We start from the raw sequence: 16,743 nt of genomic DNA on the forward strand, positions 1-16,743 counted from the left end.
GCGTTGTCAGCCCAGGTCGGGAGCGTGCATCGCGCGCACGCCCTCGATGTTGCCGTCGAGGTAGTGGCGCAGTGACAGCGGGACCAGGTGTACGGAGGCGATGCCGACGCGGGTGAAGGGCACGCGGACGATCTCGTACTCACCCTGCGGTGTGTCCACCTCGGGACCGTGCCGCTGGGACGTGTCCATGGACTCGAGCCGACAGACGAAGAAGTGCTGCACCTTCACACCGGTCGCACCCTCGTCGTCACCGATGTGCTCGACGGTGTCCACGAAGCAGGGCACCACATCGACGATCTTGGCGCCGAGTTCCTCGTGCACCTCGCGGTGCAGCGCATCGACGACGGTCGTGTCCTCCGGTTCGACGCCACCGCCCGGGGTGACCCAGTAGGGATCGACGCCGGGTTTGGTCCGCTTGATCAGAATGAGATCGTCACCATCGAGCAGGATGGCGCGGGCGGTGCGCTTGACCACGGGTCGGACGGTCATGGGAGAAATGTGGCCCGGCTGCTTCCCTGTGAAACCTCGCAGTTCCACGTGAAACATCACGGAACTCCCCGTGGCGGCGGACCCGCTGTCAGGACCAGCCCGAGGCGGTACGGAGCAGCCGCTCATGGGCCCGCGCGATGTGGGGCATGGCGAGCGTACCGGTGCGCACCGCCAGAAAGTACGTGCGCAGGGGAGGCACCGCAGGTTCCAGCAGCGGCAGCACATCCCCGCGCTCCAGCGCGGAGACGCACAGATAGCGAGGCAGCACGGCGATGCCCGCGCCGGCGGTTGCGCAGGCGAGGACCGCACGGAGATCGGGGACGATGACGGTGCCGGACGCGGCGGGACGGGAGTCGAAGACGGAAGCCCAGTAGCGGGTGACGAAGGGAAGCGACTCATGCACCTCGATGACGGGAAGACGCTCCAGGGCGTGAGCGCCTTTGCGACGCAGCCTGGTCGTGCTGATGCTGGAGGCCCAGTGCGGAGCGGCGACCAGCATGTGTTCCTCGTCGCACAGAGGAGTCGCGGTGAGCAGAGCGCCGCGTGGACGGGCTGTGGTGATGGCCAGATCGTGATGCCCCGCGGCGAGCCCCTCCAGTGCTTCCTCGGCGTTCCCGAAGGAGGCTCGCAAGGCGAAGCCCTGCCCGTTCTCCCGGGTCAGTTCGGTGAGCGCGGGCAGGGCACGTTCCGCGGTGAACTCGGGCGGCCCGGCCAGGTGCAGCGTCCGTGCGGAGGAATCCTCGTCCAGTCCTGTCTCCGCGATCTCGACCAGGGCGTCGAGATGAGGAGCCGCCTTGTGCGCAAGCTCGTCGCCGATCGTGGTGGGGGTCACGCCTCGGGCCTGGCGCAGGAACAGTGGGCGGCCCAGCTGCCGTTCCAAGGTCCGGATCTGCGACGTGACGGCCGGCTGCGAGAGACCCAGCAGGGCGGCGGCACGGGTGAAGGAGCCGGCTCGATGCACGGTCACGAACGTGCGCAGCAGAGCCAGGTCCATGGCCTCCCTCCCCTCCCGTCAGCCCCGAGCGCCCAACTATAAATATGTCGATGAGTCTCTGTCGCTACTGTGATTGGACACTGACACAGAGTCAACTAGCCTTGTTGGCGCGGTTCTTGGCGCCCAGGACCGGGACGGTCCGAGCCACGAGGGGGGAGGCTCGGACCGTCCGTCGATTCTCCCGGAGTTCCGGGAAGCGCGAGTGTGTTCAGTCCGCCGACTCGTCGAGTGCGCGCAGGACATCCGCCACCAGGTCATCGGTGTCCTCGGCGCCGCACGAGAAGCGGACGAAGCCCTCCGCGACCGCGTCCCCGCCCCACCGTCCGCGCCGCTCGGCCGTGGACCTCACGCCGCCGAAGCTCGTCGCGTCGTCCACGAGACGCAGCGCCTCCAGGAACCGGTCGGCATGCGCGCGCGTGGGGAGGGAGAAGGACACCACGCACCCGAAACGCCGCATCTGGCGCGAGGCGATCTCATGCGAGGGGTCGTCGGCAAGCCCGGGGTAACGCAGCCCGGTCACTTCCGGCCGCCCTCTCAGCGCCTCGGCGAGGGCCAGCGCGTTGGCGTTCTGCCGGTCGGCACGCAGCTGCAGCGTGGCGAGCGAGCGGTGGGCGAGCCAGGCCTCCATGGGTCCCGCGATGGCGCCGACGATCTTGCGCCAGCGCCGTACCGAGGCCATCAGGGCGGCGTTCCGGGACGCCACGTACCCCAGCAGGACGTCCCCGTGCCCGGTCAGCTGCTTGGTGCCGCTCGCCACGGCGAAGTCCGCCCCGAGATCCAGGGGGCGCTGCCCGAGCGGAGTCGCCAGGGTGTTGTCGACGGCGACGAGACACCCGCGCGCGTGCGCCTCCTCGGCCAGCCGCCGCACGTCGCACACGTCCAGGCCCGGGTTCGACGGTGTCTCGATCCACAGCAGGCTCGCGCCGTCGAGGACCTCCAGCTGGGCGTCGCCCCCCGTCGGCGCGGTGCGCACCTCGATGCCGTACTCCTCCAGCTGCCGGCGGACCAGCGGCAGCGCCTGGTACCCGTCGTTCGGCAGGACCACGACGTCACCGGTGCGCACCTGCGAGAAGAGGACGGCGGAGATGGCGGCCATGCCGGAGGGGAAGACCAGCGTCTCGACGTCGTCCCGTCCTGGAGCCTCCAGCTCGCCGATGGCGCGCTCCAGGAGGGTCCAGGTGGGGTTCTCGTCGCGACCGTAGGTGTACGGCCCCGTGGGCTCGCCCGGCAGGTGGAAGTGGGCGGCGAAGACCGGGCCCGGAAGGGTCGGCTCGTACTTCACGGGTTCGGGCAACCCGGCCCGTACGGCGCGTGTGCCGTCCCCGAAGTCCGTGCTCTTGTCGCTCATGCCGCCTGTCCCTTCACGTGCTCGCGTACCGCGGCGAGCAGGCCACTGCTCGCCGCCTCCACCATCTCAAGACACTCCTCGAAACCGTCCGAGCCCCCGTAGTACGGATCCGGTACGTCGAGGTCGTCGCCCGCGGCGGGGTCGTACGAGCGCAGGAGCCGTACCTTCGCCGCGTCCTCCGCGGTGGGCGCGAGGCCGCGCAGTGTTCCGAGGTGGCCGGCGTCGAGGGCGATCACGAGGTCGAGGCGGGCGAACCAGGCGGGTCGGAACCGCCGGGCGGTGTGATCGCTGTCATAGCCGTACGCCGCCAGGACGGCGACGGTGCGCGGATCGGCGCCCTCGCCCTCGTGCCAGCCGTCCGTACCGGCGCTGTCGATCTCGACCAGTCCGTCCAGTCCGGCCTCTTCGAGACGGGCGCGGAAGACGGACTCGGCCATCGGGGACCGGCATATGTTGCCGGTGCAGACGAAGCAGATGCGGTAGGTCATGGCGGCGCTCAGTCCGTGTCGGGCAGGACGACCGACAGTGCCCAGGAGACGATCGAGATGATCAGAGCTCCGAGGACGGCCGTCCAGAAGCCCTCCACATGGAAGCTCAGGTCGAGCTTGTCGGCGAGCCATGAGGTGAGCAGCAGCATCAGGGCGTTGACCACCAGTGTGATCAGGCCGAGCGTGAGGATGAACAGCGGGAACGTGAGAATCTGCACCAACGGCTTGACCACCGCGTTCACCAGGCCGAACACCACCGCGACCAGCAGCAGGGTGCCGACCTTCCGCCCCGTGCTGTCGCCAGTCAGTGTGATCTTGTCGAGCAGCCAGACGGCGACCGCCAGGGCGCCCGCATTGGCGATCGTCTTGACTACGAAATTCATCATGTGTCTGATCGTGGCAGAAGCGATCGGGTACGAGCACTGGGGCGAGGGCGGAGAAGGGTCATGAAGGCATTCCGGCTGGATGAACTGGAGGCGGAGCGTGCCGCCAACGACGGCGCCTACCTGCAGTTCCTGCGTGAGCGGAACATGTCGGTCGGCCTGTACGCGCTCGACGCGGGCACACTCGACCCGCAGAAGCCGCACGAGCAGGACGAGGTGTACTTCGTCGTGAGCGGCCGCGCGGCGATCACGGTCGGTATGGAGACCACCCAGGTCGCGCGCGGCAGCGTCGTGTACGTGCCCGCCGGGGTCGCCCACAAGTTCCACCACATCACCGAGGACCTGCGGGTCCTGGTGGTGTTCTCTCCGCCGGAGAGCTGAGACCCGCCTCGGGGTTCCCTAGGGGAACGATCAGGGACGGACAAGGGGCGCGATGCCTCCTGGCGCCCCCGTCGCAGCCCTAGCATCGAAGGCGGAACAGCAAGCCCGGCGACGGCCCCGGGACATGGGGCGACGGGCACGAGAGTGAGGACGAGGGCGATGCGGGAGATCTTCGCGGGATTGCCGTGGTGGGTGAAGTGGATCGCGGTGCCGGCCATCGCCCTGGTCGTGTTCGGCGGACTGATATTGAGCGTGCTGCACTTCGTGGTGGCACTGCTCTTCAAGGTGCTGGTCTTCGTCGCACTGGTCGGCGGCCTGATCTACGTCGTACGAAGGTGCAGGGCGGGATCGTCGCGCAGCGACTGGTGAGTCGTCAGCGGACGACTCGGGGTGACTCTTACGAGGGAGAGCGGCCAAACGGGCGGGGCGATAACAGGAACGCGAGGTTCCCCCGGGGGAGGGAAGTTCCCCGGTGGCGCCGTCGGTGTGTGGTGACGGGCAGTTAGAGTCCGGAACTCGTATCGCGGGGGTGACCCCGCGGGCGGCGCACATCCCCACCCGTGCTCCCCCGTACGGGCGGCCCTACTCGCGTTCTCGGAGTGCCCCTTGGCTACGGTCGACCCCACCCCCGAACCACCCGACAAGGCGCCGTCAGTCCCCGCGGAGCCGTCCTCCACCACGCTGATCGGCTCCGTGCAGCGGGCGGTGCGGCTGCTGGAGGCCGTGGCCGAGAGGGAACACGGAGCCCCCGCCAAACAGCTGGCCCGCGACGCCGGACTCGCCCTGCCCACGGCATACCACCTGCTGCGTACCCTGACGCACGAGGGCTATCTGCACCGGGACAAGGGGCTGTTCTTCCTGGGGGAGGCGGCGGAGCGGCTGAGGAGCAGAAGCACACAGCAGAAACGTCGCATCACGATGAGCGAGGCGCTGGCTCACTGGCGGGACGCCATCGGCGCTCCTGTCCACGTAGCGGTCTACGACGAGGGCGAGATCGAGATCATGTCCATCGCGGACGGTCCGGTCCGGCCGACGGCGGAGGAACGGGACGGCCACCGCGAGGCCGGGGACACCCACGCGATCGGTCAGTGTCTGCTCTCCCAGCTCTGTGAGGAGATCAAGCGGGACCAGCCCGACCGGTGTCTCGTGCCCACGGAGACTCCGCCCACGGTGTGTGACGACCACTCGTTGCCGCGCCGCCCGGACAAGGCGGAGCGAAGGGAACGGGTGGTCGAGCAGCAGGAGCATGTGTTCGGCACGGTGTGCGCCGCCGTCCCCGTCACCTTCGGCACCACCACCGCGACCATGGCCGTCTCCGTGCCCCTGCATCAGGCCGATCGGCTGCTGCCCGCGGTACGGAAGTTGCAGGACGAGGTGGGACGGCTTCCAGGGTCACTCGCCCTCTCTATCAGTATCTGAAAAATCACTCCTTGTGATCTCGCGTGCACGTTCAGCAAACTTCCAGCAGTGTCAGGGGCTGTTTCCTGGCCAGACGACGGCAACTGGGGTAGACGATGCGTGAGTCAGTACAGGCAGAGGTCATGATGAGTTTCCTCGTGGCGGAGGAGCTCTCCTTCCGTATCCCGGTGGAACTGCGGTACGAGACCTGCGACCCCTACGCCGTGCGGCTGACCTTCCACCTGCCCGGTGACGCTCCGGTGACATGGGCCTTCGGGCGGGAGCTACTGGTCGACGGCGTGGTGCGGCCGTCGGGAGACGGCGACGTGCACATCGCGCCCGCCGACAGCGAAGCGTTCGGCGAGGTGCTGATCCGTCTGCAGGTGGGTTGTGACCAGGCGCTCTTCAGGTCCGGGACGGCACCGCTCGTGGCGTTCCTCGACCGCACGGACAAGTTGGTGCCGCTCGGGCAGGAGCACAGCCTCGCCGACTTCGACACCTACCTGGACGAGGCACTGGACCGCATCCTGGCCGAGGAACGCAGCACAGGCTGATCCGGGCGTGCGCGCATATGCCGTAACGCTTCTGCGCGCGTGCCGGGCAGTCTTCCAGAACCTCAGCGCTTGCGGCGGCGCCCCCTTCCCGCACGGGCCGGCGCCGCGGCCGCTCCCGCCCGCGTACCGGGCCGGTCGGCCGAGACCACCAGCGCGGCCAGAACCGTGGTCACCGGCACCGAGGCGACCAGACCGATCGAGCCGACGAGGGTGCGGACGATCTCTTCGGCGACCAGCTCACTGTTGGCGACCGTGCCGACGCTGCTCTGCGCGATCGAGAAGAGCAGCAACAGCGGCAGAGCGGCGCCCGCGTACGCGAGCACGAGGGTGTTGACGACCGACGCGATGTGATCGCGCCCGATGCGGATGCCCGCGCGGTACAAGCCGCGCCGGCCCAGCGACGGGTTGGCCTCGTGAAGCTCCCAGACGGCCGACGTCTGCGTCACGGTCACATCGTCGAGTACACCCAGGGATCCGATGATGACGCCGGCGAGCAGCAGACCGCTCATGTCGATGTCCGGGTACAGCCCGTGGATCAGACCGGTGTTGTCGTCCGTGTTGCCGGTCAGCGCGGCCCAGCCGATGAACAGCGAGCCCAGTACACCGATCAGCAGGAGTGAGATCAGCGTGCCGAGCACGGCCACCGACGTACGGGCGGACAGGCCGTGGCAGGTGTACAGCGCGATCAGCATGATGGAGCTCGACCCGACGACCGCCACGACCAGCGGATTGGACCCCTGCAGGATGGCCGGCAGGATGAAGAAGGTCAGTACCAGAAAGCTCACGGCGAGTGCGATCAGTGCCATGACACCGCGCATCCGGCCCACCACCACGACCGCGACCGCGAAGACACCGGCGAGCAGGGCCAGGGGAACCTTTCGGTTCACATCGGCGACCGAGTACTGGAGGTCCTCGGGCGCGGACGGTTCGTAGGCCACCACGACTTCCTGGCCCTGGTTCAGCTGCCGTGACTGGTCCGGCTGGACGATCTCCGTGAAGGTCCGGCCCTTGTCCTCGCCGGTGTCGACCCGGATGGTCGCCTGCTTGCACTCGCCGGCCGCCTGCTGCTGCGCGGAGGAGCCCTCGGCGGTCGAGGTGTCCCCGGTGGGAGGCACGCCCGAGGCGTTCACGGACTGACAGTCCACCCCCACGACCTTGGTGACCGTGGCCTGCTCGGTCTGCCGGTCGAAGCCCACTCCGGTGCGCTCGTGCGGAGGTGCGCCACCGGGCCAGAGCACGACCAGGCCCACCAGCACCGCGGTGGCGAAGGGGATCAGCACCGCGGCGATCACCTTGCGCAGATGCTGGGAGACGGGAGCAGCGGGGCCGTGGGCGTGGCTGTGGGAGTGCCCATGGCCGCTGCCGGGCGGGGGACCATGGCCTCGCCCGTCATGAGGACCGTGCCCGTCCCCGGGACCGTGCCCGTCCCCGGGACCGTGCCCGTCCCCGGGACCGTGCCCGTCCCCGGGACCGTGCCCGTCCCCGGGACCGCGGTCGCCCGGATTGCGGCCTCCTCCGCCACCCCCTCCGGAGCCGTGGCCGGGACCATGCCCGCGACCGTTGCCGGGGCCGCGTCCGTGCGAGTTGTCCGGCGATGGGAACGTGGGCTGATGCGTCGTCGTCACCGACCGATCATCGCAAGAACGACAGAGGTCCACTGTTCACCGCGCCACATATGACGCTAGCGTGGAGGCACCTTTGCACACGCGGGAGCTCGGAGCACCGGGCTGAGAGGGCGCTGACCTCCGCAGACGCGATGTTTCACGTGGAACATCGCGTGACGGAAATCGCTGCGTCGACCGCCGAACCTGTTACCGGGTAATGCCGGCGTAGGGAGTAGGTCTCATGACCAACAAGGACGCACGCACGCCTGCCTTCAGCCAGACGGACGGAGCCGAGGACGCCGGAACACCGGCACCGACGCCCGGGTCCTCGAACGGCGAGGCGGGAACGTCCATCGGCTGGCACAAGGCGTATGTCGGGGGAAGCCGCCCCGATCTTCGAGTGCCGGTCCGTCAGGTGCATCTCACCAACGGGCAGTCGGTCACCCTGTACGACACCTCCGGCCCGTACACCGATCCGGCGGTCGACACCGATGTGCGCAGGGGCCTCCCCCCTCTGCGCGAGAACTGGATCGTCGCCCGCGGCGACACCGAGGAGTACGCGGGCCGTCCCGTCCGGCCCGAGGACGACGGCATCAAGCACACCTCCCCGCGCGGCGGGCTGCGCAACCTCGACGCGGTGTTCCCTGGACGCCCCCGTCAGCCACGTCGGAGCCGGGGCGGCCGGGCCGTGACGCAGCTCGCCTACGCGCGGCGCGGGGAGATCACGCCCGAGATGGAGTTCGTGGCAATCCGGGAGAACGTGTCGCCCGAGGTGGTGCGGGAGGAGATCGCCGCAGGCCGGGCCGTGCTGCCGGCCAACGTCAATCACCCGGAGATCGAACCGATGATCATCGGGAAGCGATTCCTGGTGAAGGTGAACGCCAACATCGGCAACTCCGCCGTCACCTCCTCCATCGAGGAGGAGGTCGAGAAGATGACCTGGGCGACCCGCTGGGGCGCCGACACGGTCATGGATCTGTCCACGGGCCGCAACATTCACACCACGCGCGAGTGGGTGCTGCGCAACTCCCCGGTCCCGATCGGCACCGTGCCGCTGTACCAGGCACTGGAGAAGGTCGACGGCAAGGCGGAGGAGCTCACCTGGGAGATCTACAAGGACACGGTCATCGAGCAGGCCGAGCAGGGCGTCGACTACATGACGGTCCACGCGGGTGTACGTCTGCCGTACGTGCCGCTGACCGCGAACCGGAAGACCGGCATCGTCTCGCGTGGCGGCTCGATCATGGCTGCCTGGTGTCTGGCGCACCACAAGGAGTCGTTCCTGTACGAGAACTTCGAGGAACTGTGCGAGATCCTCGCCTCGTACGACGTCACGTACTCGCTCGGTGACGGCCTGCGGCCCGGATCGATCGCGGACGCCAACGACGAGGCGCAGTTCGCGGAACTGCGGACGCTCGGTGAACTGAACACGATCGCCAAGCGTTTCCACGTACAGACCATGATCGAGGGCCCGGGACACGTCCCGATGCACAAGATCAAGGAGAACATCGACCTTCAGCAGGAGATCTGCGATGAAGCCCCGTTCTATACGCTCGGCCCGCTGACCACCGACGTCGCGCCGGCGTACGACCACATCACCTCTGGCATCGGTGCCGCGATGATCGCGTGGTGGGGCACGGCGATGCTCTGCTACGTCACGCCCAAGGAGCACTTGGGCCTGCCCAACCGTGACGACGTCAAGACGGGCGTCATCACCTACAAGATCGCGGCCCATGCGGCGGACCTCGCCAAGGGACATCCGGGCGCACAGGAGTGGGACGACGCGTTGTCGGACGCCCGCTTCGAGTTCCGCTGGGAGGACCAGTTCAACCTGGCTCTCGATCCCGACACGGCTCGGGAGTTCCACGACGAGACGCTTCCGGCGGAACCCGCCAAGACTGCTCACTTCTGTTCCATGTGCGGCCCGAAGTTCTGCTCGATGAAGATCTCCCAGGACATCCGCCGCGAGCACGGCGGATCACGGGCCGAGATCGAGGAGGGCATGGCCCAGAAGTCCAGGGAGTTCGCGGCCTCGGGGAACCGGGTCTATCTGCCGCTGGCGGACTGATCTCCGGTCCGGTCGCCGGTGGGCTCATGGGGCGACTCGTGGGTCGTGCGGCACTGCGCGGGAGCGGAGTGGCACTCCGGGGCGGGCGCCGGGGCCGGAGCATTGCTCCGGCATGGCGGTGGCTCCTCCCCGGAGTCACTCCGGCCGGTGCTCCGGCCCCCCGAAGTCCGGGCTCGTGAAGTCCGGGCTGCTGAAGCTGGGACGGGTGCCCTTGCCCGAGCCGCCGCCCTCCGGGCTGCTGAAACCCGGACGGTGGTAGCCGAGATGCGGCATGCGACCCGGTGCGGGCGACGGGACCGGACGGCTCACGGCGGCCGCGCCCGGGTCGGCGAGGGCATCGCGGAGGAAGGGCATGATGCCGCGCTCCAGCAGGGCTTCACGCCAAGCCTCCCCGGCCCGCTCCACCTCCTCGCGCAACTCCCTCCGCCCGTCCGAGGAGGTGGCCCCGTTGCGCAGGGCGGTGAGGAGGAGGCCGACCGCGGCCACCAGGATCGCGGCCGCGGTGATCGCGCCGAATACCCAGCCGGTGGTGAGCAGGGTCTGCGCGACCCCCGGCCCGGGATCCAGCAGCCGCAGGACATAGCCCACGAGCAGGAAGATCGCCGCGGCGGTTCCGGCGAGAACGGGAGCCAGGACGGCCACGACGGCCCCGGCACCTGCCCCCGCCGCCTCCGTGACCTCTCCCATGGTGGCCGCGAACCCCACCGCGGTGCCGTCCGGCTCCGCCGGACCGGACGCGCTCTCGCGGGACGGTGCCGGGGCGGACTGCGCCGGGTGGCGCAGTTCCTCGCGGACCTTCACGTAGTGCTGGTATTCAGCCGCCGCCGCGGCCGTGATGAGGGCGGTCGCGTTGAGCGCCATCGTGCGCAGTTGTTCCGGGTTCAGCCGCTGGCCGACAGCGGCGAGTTCCGGACGGTTCGGTGCGGTGCGCAGCGCCTCGCTGAGAATCCGCTCGTACTCCTGGCGGTCCTCACTCAGCAGGTCCTGCGGAACGCTGTTCATGTGCATCCCCCGATGCTCCGTAGGGCTTGTGGCTCGGCATGCTGACGAGCCGTCGGGCAGAAACGGAGGGGAGCCTGCTACGGATAGTTCGATGGTAGAGCGGTGACGGCGCGCGGTGACAGGGGATTTACGGAAATTGGACAGGGCGCGAGGCGGCTGCTTGACGCGTCGCTGTGGAGACGGGCCCCAGGGTGGAGCGTCAGCCGGCCAGCGGGAGCTGCTGGACCAGCAGCTTTCCGGCCATGGTCACTCCACCGTCCATCGCGATGGCCAGACCGTCCGCATAAATGTGCGGTCCCTCGACCACCGGGCCCGTGCCGTCCTCGCCCTCTTCCGAGCCGACCTCTCCCAGGAGGTACGGGATAGGGCTGTGGCCGTGCACGATACGCGAGCCGCCGTACACATCGAGCAGTGAGCGCACGGCGTCGGCGCCGCCCTCGTCGCGGAAGGAGAAGCGCTTGGTGAACTTGCGGAACAGGTCCCAGACCTCGTCCGCGTCGTTCCGAGTGATGGTCTCGCGGACGGTGTCGTTGACGGCCTCGATGGAGTCGCCGTAGTCGAGGTAGGCGGTGGTGTCGGAGTGCACCAGCAGGTGGCCGTCGACCTGCTCCATGGCGTCGAGCCGGGCCATCCACTGCAGATGGTGGTCCTGCAGGCGCTCCATGTCGGTCTTCTGCCCGCCGTTGAGCAGCCAGGCCGCCTGGAAGGTGGCCGTGCCCGCGCCCGAGTTCACGGGCGTGTCGCCGAAGCGCTTGGCGCCCAGCAGCAGCAGCTCGTGGTTGCCCATGAGCGCCTTGCAGTAGCCGCCGGCCGCCGCGGCCTCGGCGGACAGCCGCATCACCAGGTCGATGACGCCGATACCGTCCGGTCCGCGGTCGGTGAAGTCGCCCAGGAACCACAACCGCGCGGTGCCCGCGGACCAGTTGCCCGCCGCGTCGACGAGCCCCTTCTCCTGGAGCGCGGCGACCAGCTGATCGAGGTAGCCGTGCACGTCCCCGACGACGTACAGGGGGCCCGGTCCGGTGGTGGGCTGCCCCGCCGCCACCGCCTCGGGGTCCACGGACACCAGGACCGTGTCCTGTCGGCTGATCACTGGCAGGTCCCGCTCGGTGGGCGTGTAGCCCTCCGGGTGGCCCTGGGTCTCGTCGAGAGGTCTGGCGACCTCGCCGGGCTGCGTGCCGTGAGCGTAAGGACCGGCCTCGTGCACGTACGCGGGTACACGGAAGTCGCGCACCGTCGGCGTCCGCACCTCGGGTCCCTGACCGGCCCCCTGAGTCATCGACCCCTCCACCACCATCGCCACCATCGCGCCGCATCTGCACCGCATCGGACTGCCTGGTCGCAGCGGCCCGCGGTGTCGTGCGCCCATCATAGGAATGCGGATCGCGCCATGTGATGACCCAGGGGTGGTGAAATGGCGCGAGGCCATTGTTCAGCGGTGTTTTATCCAGAATTGGGCGGGACCGACCCGCCCAATTCATTGACGTGGGCATGTACGAAGGCGTGCAGGGACGCCGGGGGCTCCCCGCTCGCTCAGCTTCGTTCGGGCGATCGCGGCGGACTGACGGTCGTACGCGGCGGCCGGCGCTCGGAGGAGGTGCGCACGATCAGCTCCGTCGGTATCACCTGCTCGACCGGCTGGTCCGACTCGACCCCCTCGATGGCGTCGATCAGGAGCTGGACCACCGCCGTGCCGATCCGGCGCGGCTTCAGGGAGAGGGTGGTGATGGGCGGCTCGGTGTTCGCGTAGACGGTGGACTCGCTGCAGCAGACGAGCAGCAGGTCGTCCGGCACGCGTAGGCCGTACCGCCGGGCCGCGGCCAGCAGGTCGGTGCCGTTGGGATCGAACAGGCCGTAGACGGCGTCCGGGCGGTCCGGCCGGGCCAGCAACCGGTCGGCGGCCACGGCTCCGGCACAGGGGTCGTGCGCCGGGTAGGCCTCGTACACCGGATCCTGTCCGATCCGCTGGCACCAGTGCAGGTACGCGCTGGTGGACAGGTGCGTGTACGTGTCCGTCGTCGTGCCGGTCAGCAGGCCGATCCGGCGGGCGCCCGCGTCGGCCAGGTGATCGAGGATGCCGAGGACGGCGGCCTCGTGGTCGTTGTCGACCCAGGCGGTGACCGGGAGCGTGCCGGCCGGGCGGCCGTCGGAGACGACCGGCAGCCCCTGCCGGACCAGCTCGCTGACCACCGGGTCGTGATCGGACGGGTCGATGACCACGGTGCCGTCCAGCGCGACGTTCGACCAGACGTCGTGGCGTGAGGTCGCGGGGAGGATGACCAGGGCGTAGCCCCGGGCGAGCGCGGCCGAGGTGGCGGCCCGTGCCATCTCCGCGAAGTATGCGAACTCGGTGAAGGTGAAAGGTTCATCCCCGTACGTCGTGACGGTCAGGCCGATCAGCCCGGACTTCCCCGTACGGAGGGTTCGGGCCGCCGCCGACGGGCGGTAGCCCAGCCGGTCGGCGACCTCACGGACATGGCGTCGGGTGGCGTCTGGAAGCCGGCCCTTGCCGTTGAGGGCGTCGGAGACGGTCGTGATGGAGACACCGGCGGCGGCGGCGACGTCTCTGATGCCCGCCCGGCCCGGCCGGTTGCCTCGGCGGGGAGTCTCCGCCCGGCTCACCTGGTGCTTCCCTGCTGCTGTCATGGCGAGCCGATAGTAGGGCTCATGTGGTGGGGTGGTGCGGACGCATATGCAGTCGTTGACAGGCACGTTTCTGCAAGGTCCAGTGCCGCCGAGCACCTCAGATTTCACGAGCCTTGAACGATCCAACGTCGCGACCTGACGTGTGGGTGCCCGTAGGCCTGCCTGGTGGACCGTGTTGCGAAGAGGTCTCAACTCACCTTCACGAGGGATGCGCGCCACGGCGTGAGCCACCGGCGCGCGCTGTATTGCGTGGCGCGCCCCCCTACCCTCTATCCCTTCGTCTCGCTGGTGCCTCTGAGACAGGCGTGGCTCAGGCGATAGGACCGCCATGCCGCACGCGGTCGCCTCCGGGCCATTCGCAGGACAGCCGAATCCTCATAAAGTGAGAAGCATTGGGTGTCGATGAGGAGGACCGCGGTGAGCGAGATGAGCCCCAGGCTGCGAGCGGAGCTGGAGGGGATCCCCACCTACAAGCCGGGCAGGCCCGCCGCGGTGGGCGGCCCCGATGCGTACAAGCTGTCCTCCAACGAGAACCCGTACCCGCCCCTGCCCGGCGTGCTGGAGAGCGTGACCGCGGCGGCCTCGTCCTTCAACCGCTACCCGGACATGGCGTGCACGGGCCTGGTGAACGAGCTGTCCGAACGCTTCGGGGTACCGCTCTCCCACCTGTCCACGGGCACCGGCTCGGTCGGGGTGGCCCAGCAGCTGATCCAGGCGACCTCCGGACCCGGCGACGAGGTGGTCTACGCCTGGCGGTCCTTCGAGGCGTACCCGATCATCACGCGGATCAGCGGGGCAACACCGGTGGAGGTGCCGTTGACCCCGGGTGATGTGCACGACCTGGACGCGATGGCGGAAGCGATCACCGACCGTACGCGACTGGTCTTCGTCTGCAACCCCAACAACCCCACGGGAACCGTGGTGCGCCGGACCGAGCTGGAACGCTTCCTCGACCGGGTGCCGGGCGATGTACTGGTCGTCCTGGACGAGGCGTACCGGGAGTTCATCCGCGACCTGGAGGTTCCCGACGGCGTCGAGCTCTACCGCCAGCGGCCGAACGTCTGCGTGTTGCGCACCTTCTCCAAGGCGTACGGTCTCGCCGGGCTCCGTGTGGGCTTCGCGATCGCCCATGAGCCGGTGGCGGCGGCCCTGCGCAAGACGGCGGTGCCGTTCGGTGTGAGCCAGCTCGCGCAAGAGGCGGCGATCGCCTCCCTGCGGGCGGAGGACGAGCTGCTGGGCCGGGTCGGCTCGCTGGTGTGCGAGCGCACCCGGGTCGTGGAGGGCCTGCGGGCCCAGGGCTGGACGGTTCCCGAGACCCACGCGAACTTCGTGTGGCTGCGGCTGGGGGAACGCACCGCCGACTTCTCGGCCGCGTGCGAGGAGCACGGTGTCGTCGTACGGCCCTTCCTCGGTGAGGGCGTCCGCGTGACGATCGGCGAGAGCGAGGCCAACGACGTCTTCCTGAAGGTGTCGGAGGTGTTCCGCAAGGCCCTCTGACACGGGCGGACGGATGATCCGGCCGACCGGGAGCGGGTCGGCCGGGCGCCGGCGGTCGGGAGACGACCGGGGCACCGGACAGCCGGGCGATCTTCGAGCGCGCCGAACGGCAAGCCGCAGGCACCGTTTCGCCGTGCTGTCGTGCTGTCGTGCTGTCGTGCTGTCGTGCTGCCGTGCTGCCGTTCAACGTGACGTGTGCGATCGCGTCTCCGCCCAGGTGGTTGACAGCGGGAGGGACCCCCTTTCGAGATTCGCGGGCATGTGCGTCATAATTGCTTGTGAATGTGAACGCGTTCACAAGCTGGGCCCGTCTGTCTCGTGATGTGCGTGACGAACGGGGGCAAAGCTGCCGCCATGACCACGCAGGTAAGGAGAAGCCGTGGACATCGCCCTGGCGCCGGAGACTCTGGCGCGATGGCAGTTCGGCATCACCACCGTCTACCACTTCCTCTTCGTCCCGCTCACGATCTCGCTCGCCGCGCTCACGGCCGGCCTGCAGACCGCCTGGGTCCGGACCGGCAAGGAGAAGTACCTCAAGGCCACCAAGTTCTGGGGCAAGCTTTTCCTGATCAACATCGCGATGGGCGTCGTCACCGGCCTGGTGCAGGAGTTCCAGTTCGGCATGAACTGGTCGGACTACTCGCGCTTCGTCGGCGACGTCTTCGGTGCCCCGCTGGCCTTCGAGGCCCTGATCGCCTTCTTCTTCGAGTCGACGTTCATCGGCCTGTGGATCTTCGGCTGGGACAAGCTGCCGAAGAAGATCCACCTCGCCTGCATCTGGATGGTGTCGATCGGCACCATCCTCTCGGCGTACTTCATCCTGGCGGCCAACTCCTGGATGCAGCACCCCGTCGGGTACCGGATCAACGAGGAGAAGGGGCGCGCGGAGCTCACCGACTTCTGGCGGGTGCTGACCCAGGACACCGCCCTGACCCAGGTCTTCCACAGCCTCACGGCGGCCTTCCTCACCGGTGGCGCCTTCATGGTCGGCATCGCCGCGTTCCACCTCAAGCGCAAGAAGCACGTCCCGGTGATGAAGACGTCGCTGCGACTCGGCCTGGTCACCGTGGTCGTCGGCGGTCTGCTCACCGCGATCAGTGGAGACACGCTCGGCAAGGTCATGTACGAGCAGCAGCCGATGAAGATGGCCGCTGCCGAGGCGTTGTGGGACGGCGAGGGGCCCGCACCCTTCTCGGTCTTCGCCGTCGGTGACGTCGACGAGGGCCACAACAAGGTCGCCATCGAGATCCCCGGCCTGCTGTCCTTCCTGGCGAAGAACGACTTCGAGTCGTACGTGCCCGGCATCAACGAGCTCAACGAGGCCGCTCAGGAGAAGTACGGGCCCGGTGACTACCGACCGAACATCCCCGTCGCCTACTGGGGCTTCCGCTGGATGATCGGCTTCGGTATGGCGTCCTTCACCCTGGGGCTTCTCGGCCTGTGGCTGACCCGCAAGAAGTTCCTGCTGCCGGAACACCTGAGGGTGGGCGAAGACGAGGTGCCGCACCTGTCGCTGCTGCCCAAGAAGGTGCTCGGGCCGACGCTGACCAAGTGGTTCTGGCGTGTCGCGGTCCTCACCATGGGCTTCCCGCTGATCGCCAACGCCTGGGGCTGGATCTTCACCGAGATGGGCCGGCAGCCGTGGGTCGTCTACGGCGTGCTCCGCACCAGCGCCGCGGTCTCCCCGGGTGTCTCGCAGGGCGAGGTCATCACCTCGATGGCCGTGTTCACCACCCTGTACGCGATCCTCGCCGTCGTCGAGGTCAAGCTGCTCGTGAAGTACGTCAAGGCCGGACCGCCGGAGCTCACCGAGGCCGACCTCAACCCGCCCACGAAGATCGGCGGCGACGTCCGTGACGCCGACAAGCCGATGGCCTTCTCGTATTAGGCC

General features: G+C 68.8%; 16 protein-coding genes. 7 read left to right on the forward strand and 9 right to left on the reverse strand.

Annotated elements, in window-relative coordinates; all coding sequences use genetic code 11:
• Positions 1 to 6: 6 nt before the first annotated feature.
• The 5 genes from IEZ04_RS24120 to IEZ04_RS24140 all read right to left on the reverse strand — a co-directional run bounded on the left by IEZ04_RS24120 (position 7) and on the right by IEZ04_RS24140 (position 3,705).
• The gene (locus IEZ04_RS24120; protein ID WP_189219041.1) at positions 7 to 489 is read right to left on the reverse strand and encodes an NUDIX domain-containing protein; all 483 of its coding nucleotides are present in this window, start codon (positions 487 to 489) and stop codon (positions 7 to 9) included.
• Between the two features lie 88 nt (positions 490 to 577).
• The gene (locus IEZ04_RS24125) at positions 578 to 1,483 is read right to left on the reverse strand and encodes a LysR family transcriptional regulator (protein ID WP_189219042.1); all 906 of its coding nucleotides are present in this window, start codon (positions 1,481 to 1,483) and stop codon (positions 578 to 580) included.
• A 208-nt stretch (positions 1,484 to 1,691) separates the two neighbouring features.
• On the reverse strand, positions 1,692 to 2,831 hold the full coding sequence (locus tag IEZ04_RS24130) for a cystathionine gamma-lyase (RefSeq protein ID WP_189219043.1): 1,140 nt from the start codon (positions 2,829 to 2,831) through the stop codon (positions 1,692 to 1,694).
• On the reverse strand, positions 2,828 to 3,319 hold the full coding sequence (locus tag IEZ04_RS24135; protein WP_189219044.1) for a low molecular weight protein-tyrosine-phosphatase: 492 nt from the start codon (positions 3,317 to 3,319) through the stop codon (positions 2,828 to 2,830). The genes IEZ04_RS24130 and IEZ04_RS24135 overlap by 4 nt, the downstream gene beginning before the upstream one ends.
• A gap of 8 nt (positions 3,320 to 3,327) precedes the next feature.
• Positions 3,328 to 3,705: a phage holin family protein gene (locus IEZ04_RS24140; protein WP_189219045.1), complete on the reverse strand. Its 378-nt coding sequence runs from the start codon at positions 3,703 to 3,705 to the stop codon at positions 3,328 to 3,330.
• A gap of 60 nt (positions 3,706 to 3,765) precedes the next feature.
• Here IEZ04_RS24140 and IEZ04_RS24145 point away from each other — a divergent pair, with 60 nt between their 5' ends.
• The 4 genes from IEZ04_RS24145 to IEZ04_RS24160 all read left to right on the forward strand — a co-directional run bounded on the left by IEZ04_RS24145 (position 3,766) and on the right by IEZ04_RS24160 (position 6,035).
• Positions 3,766 to 4,083 carry a cupin domain-containing protein gene (locus tag IEZ04_RS24145; RefSeq protein WP_189219046.1) on the forward strand — a complete coding sequence of 106 codons (318 nt, stop codon included), beginning with the start codon at positions 3,766 to 3,768 and terminating at the stop codon, positions 4,081 to 4,083.
• A 159-nt stretch (positions 4,084 to 4,242) separates the two neighbouring features.
• Complete coding sequence (locus IEZ04_RS24150) at positions 4,243 to 4,452, forward strand: DUF5326 family protein (protein WP_189219047.1); 210 nt, start codon at positions 4,243 to 4,245, stop codon at positions 4,450 to 4,452.
• A 237-nt stretch (positions 4,453 to 4,689) separates the two neighbouring features.
• Entirely contained in the window at positions 4,690 to 5,502 is an 813-nt protein-coding gene (locus IEZ04_RS24155) for an IclR family transcriptional regulator (protein WP_229821244.1), read from the forward strand.
• Between the two features lie 95 nt (positions 5,503 to 5,597).
• Positions 5,598 to 6,035 (forward strand): SsgA family sporulation/cell division regulator, encoded by a 438-nt coding sequence (locus tag IEZ04_RS24160; protein ID WP_189219048.1) that lies wholly within the window; start codon positions 5,598 to 5,600, stop codon positions 6,033 to 6,035.
• A 62-nt stretch (positions 6,036 to 6,097) separates the two neighbouring features.
• Here IEZ04_RS24160 and IEZ04_RS24165 read toward each other — a convergent pair whose 3' ends face one another.
• Positions 6,098 to 7,660 carry a YibE/F family protein gene (locus IEZ04_RS24165; protein WP_189219049.1) on the reverse strand — a complete coding sequence of 521 codons (1,563 nt, stop codon included), beginning with the start codon at positions 7,658 to 7,660 and terminating at the stop codon, positions 6,098 to 6,100.
• 220 nt (positions 7,661 to 7,880) lie between these two features.
• Between IEZ04_RS24165 and thiC the strand changes: the two genes are divergently transcribed.
• Positions 7,881 to 9,707, forward strand: a complete 1,827-nt coding sequence (thiC, locus tag IEZ04_RS24170) for a phosphomethylpyrimidine synthase ThiC (protein ID WP_229821245.1) — start codon at positions 7,881 to 7,883, stop codon at positions 9,705 to 9,707.
• Between the two features lie 135 nt (positions 9,708 to 9,842).
• Here thiC and IEZ04_RS24175 read toward each other — a convergent pair whose 3' ends face one another.
• The 3 genes from IEZ04_RS24175 to IEZ04_RS24185 form a co-directional block, all read right to left on the reverse strand.
• Entirely contained in the window at positions 9,843 to 10,715 is an 873-nt protein-coding gene (locus IEZ04_RS24175; RefSeq protein WP_189219050.1) for a hypothetical protein, read from the reverse strand.
• Positions 10,716 to 10,908: 193 nt separating this feature from the next.
• Complete coding sequence (locus tag IEZ04_RS24180; protein WP_268245690.1) at positions 10,909 to 12,003, reverse strand: metallophosphoesterase; 1,095 nt, start codon at positions 12,001 to 12,003, stop codon at positions 10,909 to 10,911.
• Positions 12,004 to 12,242: 239 nt separating this feature from the next.
• Positions 12,243 to 13,355: a LacI family DNA-binding transcriptional regulator gene (locus tag IEZ04_RS24185; RefSeq protein WP_189219052.1), complete on the reverse strand. Its 1,113-nt coding sequence runs from the start codon at positions 13,353 to 13,355 to the stop codon at positions 12,243 to 12,245.
• Between the two features lie 417 nt (positions 13,356 to 13,772).
• Between IEZ04_RS24185 and hisC the strand changes: the two genes are divergently transcribed.
• Together hisC and IEZ04_RS24195 are read left to right on the forward strand one after the other, a co-directional pair.
• Complete coding sequence (hisC, locus tag IEZ04_RS24190; protein WP_189219053.1) at positions 13,773 to 14,852, forward strand: histidinol-phosphate transaminase; 1,080 nt, start codon at positions 13,773 to 13,775, stop codon at positions 14,850 to 14,852.
• A 379-nt stretch (positions 14,853 to 15,231) separates the two neighbouring features.
• Positions 15,232 to 16,740 carry a cytochrome ubiquinol oxidase subunit I gene (locus IEZ04_RS24195; RefSeq protein ID WP_189219054.1) on the forward strand — a complete coding sequence of 503 codons (1,509 nt, stop codon included), beginning with the start codon at positions 15,232 to 15,234 and terminating at the stop codon, positions 16,738 to 16,740.
• Positions 16,741 to 16,743: the final 3 nt, after the last annotated feature.

This window comes from Streptomyces ruber, from assembly GCF_014648075.1.
Lineage (GTDB): Bacteria > Actinomycetota > Actinomycetes > Streptomycetales > Streptomycetaceae > Streptomyces > Streptomyces ruber.

Bases quoted from the DNA above. Each gene is read 5' to 3' on its own strand.
- IEZ04_RS24120 (WP_189219041.1), bottom strand. From the start codon at position 489: ATGACCGTCCGACCCGTGGTCAAGCGCACCGCCCGCGCCATCCTGCTC.
- IEZ04_RS24125 (WP_189219042.1), bottom strand. From the start codon at position 1,483: ATGGACCTGGCTCTGCTGCGCACGTTCGTGACCGTGCATCGAGCCGGC.
- IEZ04_RS24130 (WP_189219043.1), bottom strand. From the start codon at position 2,831: ATGAGCGACAAGAGCACGGACTTCGGGGACGGCACACGCGCCGTACGG.
- IEZ04_RS24135 (WP_189219044.1), bottom strand. From the start codon at position 3,319: ATGACCTACCGCATCTGCTTCGTCTGCACCGGCAACATATGCCGGTCC.
- IEZ04_RS24140 (WP_189219045.1), bottom strand. From the start codon at position 3,705: ATGATGAATTTCGTAGTCAAGACGATCGCCAATGCGGGCGCCCTGGCG.
- IEZ04_RS24145 (WP_189219046.1), top strand. From the start codon at position 3,766: ATGAAGGCATTCCGGCTGGATGAACTGGAGGCGGAGCGTGCCGCCAAC.
- IEZ04_RS24150 (WP_189219047.1), top strand. From the start codon at position 4,243: ATGCGGGAGATCTTCGCGGGATTGCCGTGGTGGGTGAAGTGGATCGCG.
- IEZ04_RS24160 (WP_189219048.1), top strand. From the start codon at position 5,598: ATGCGTGAGTCAGTACAGGCAGAGGTCATGATGAGTTTCCTCGTGGCG.
- thiC (WP_229821245.1), top strand. From the start codon at position 7,881: ATGACCAACAAGGACGCACGCACGCCTGCCTTCAGCCAGACGGACGGA.
- IEZ04_RS24175 (WP_189219050.1), bottom strand. From the start codon at position 10,715: ATGCACATGAACAGCGTTCCGCAGGACCTGCTGAGTGAGGACCGCCAG.
- IEZ04_RS24185 (WP_189219052.1), bottom strand. From the start codon at position 13,355: ATGACAGCAGCAGGGAAGCACCAGGTGAGCCGGGCGGAGACTCCCCGC.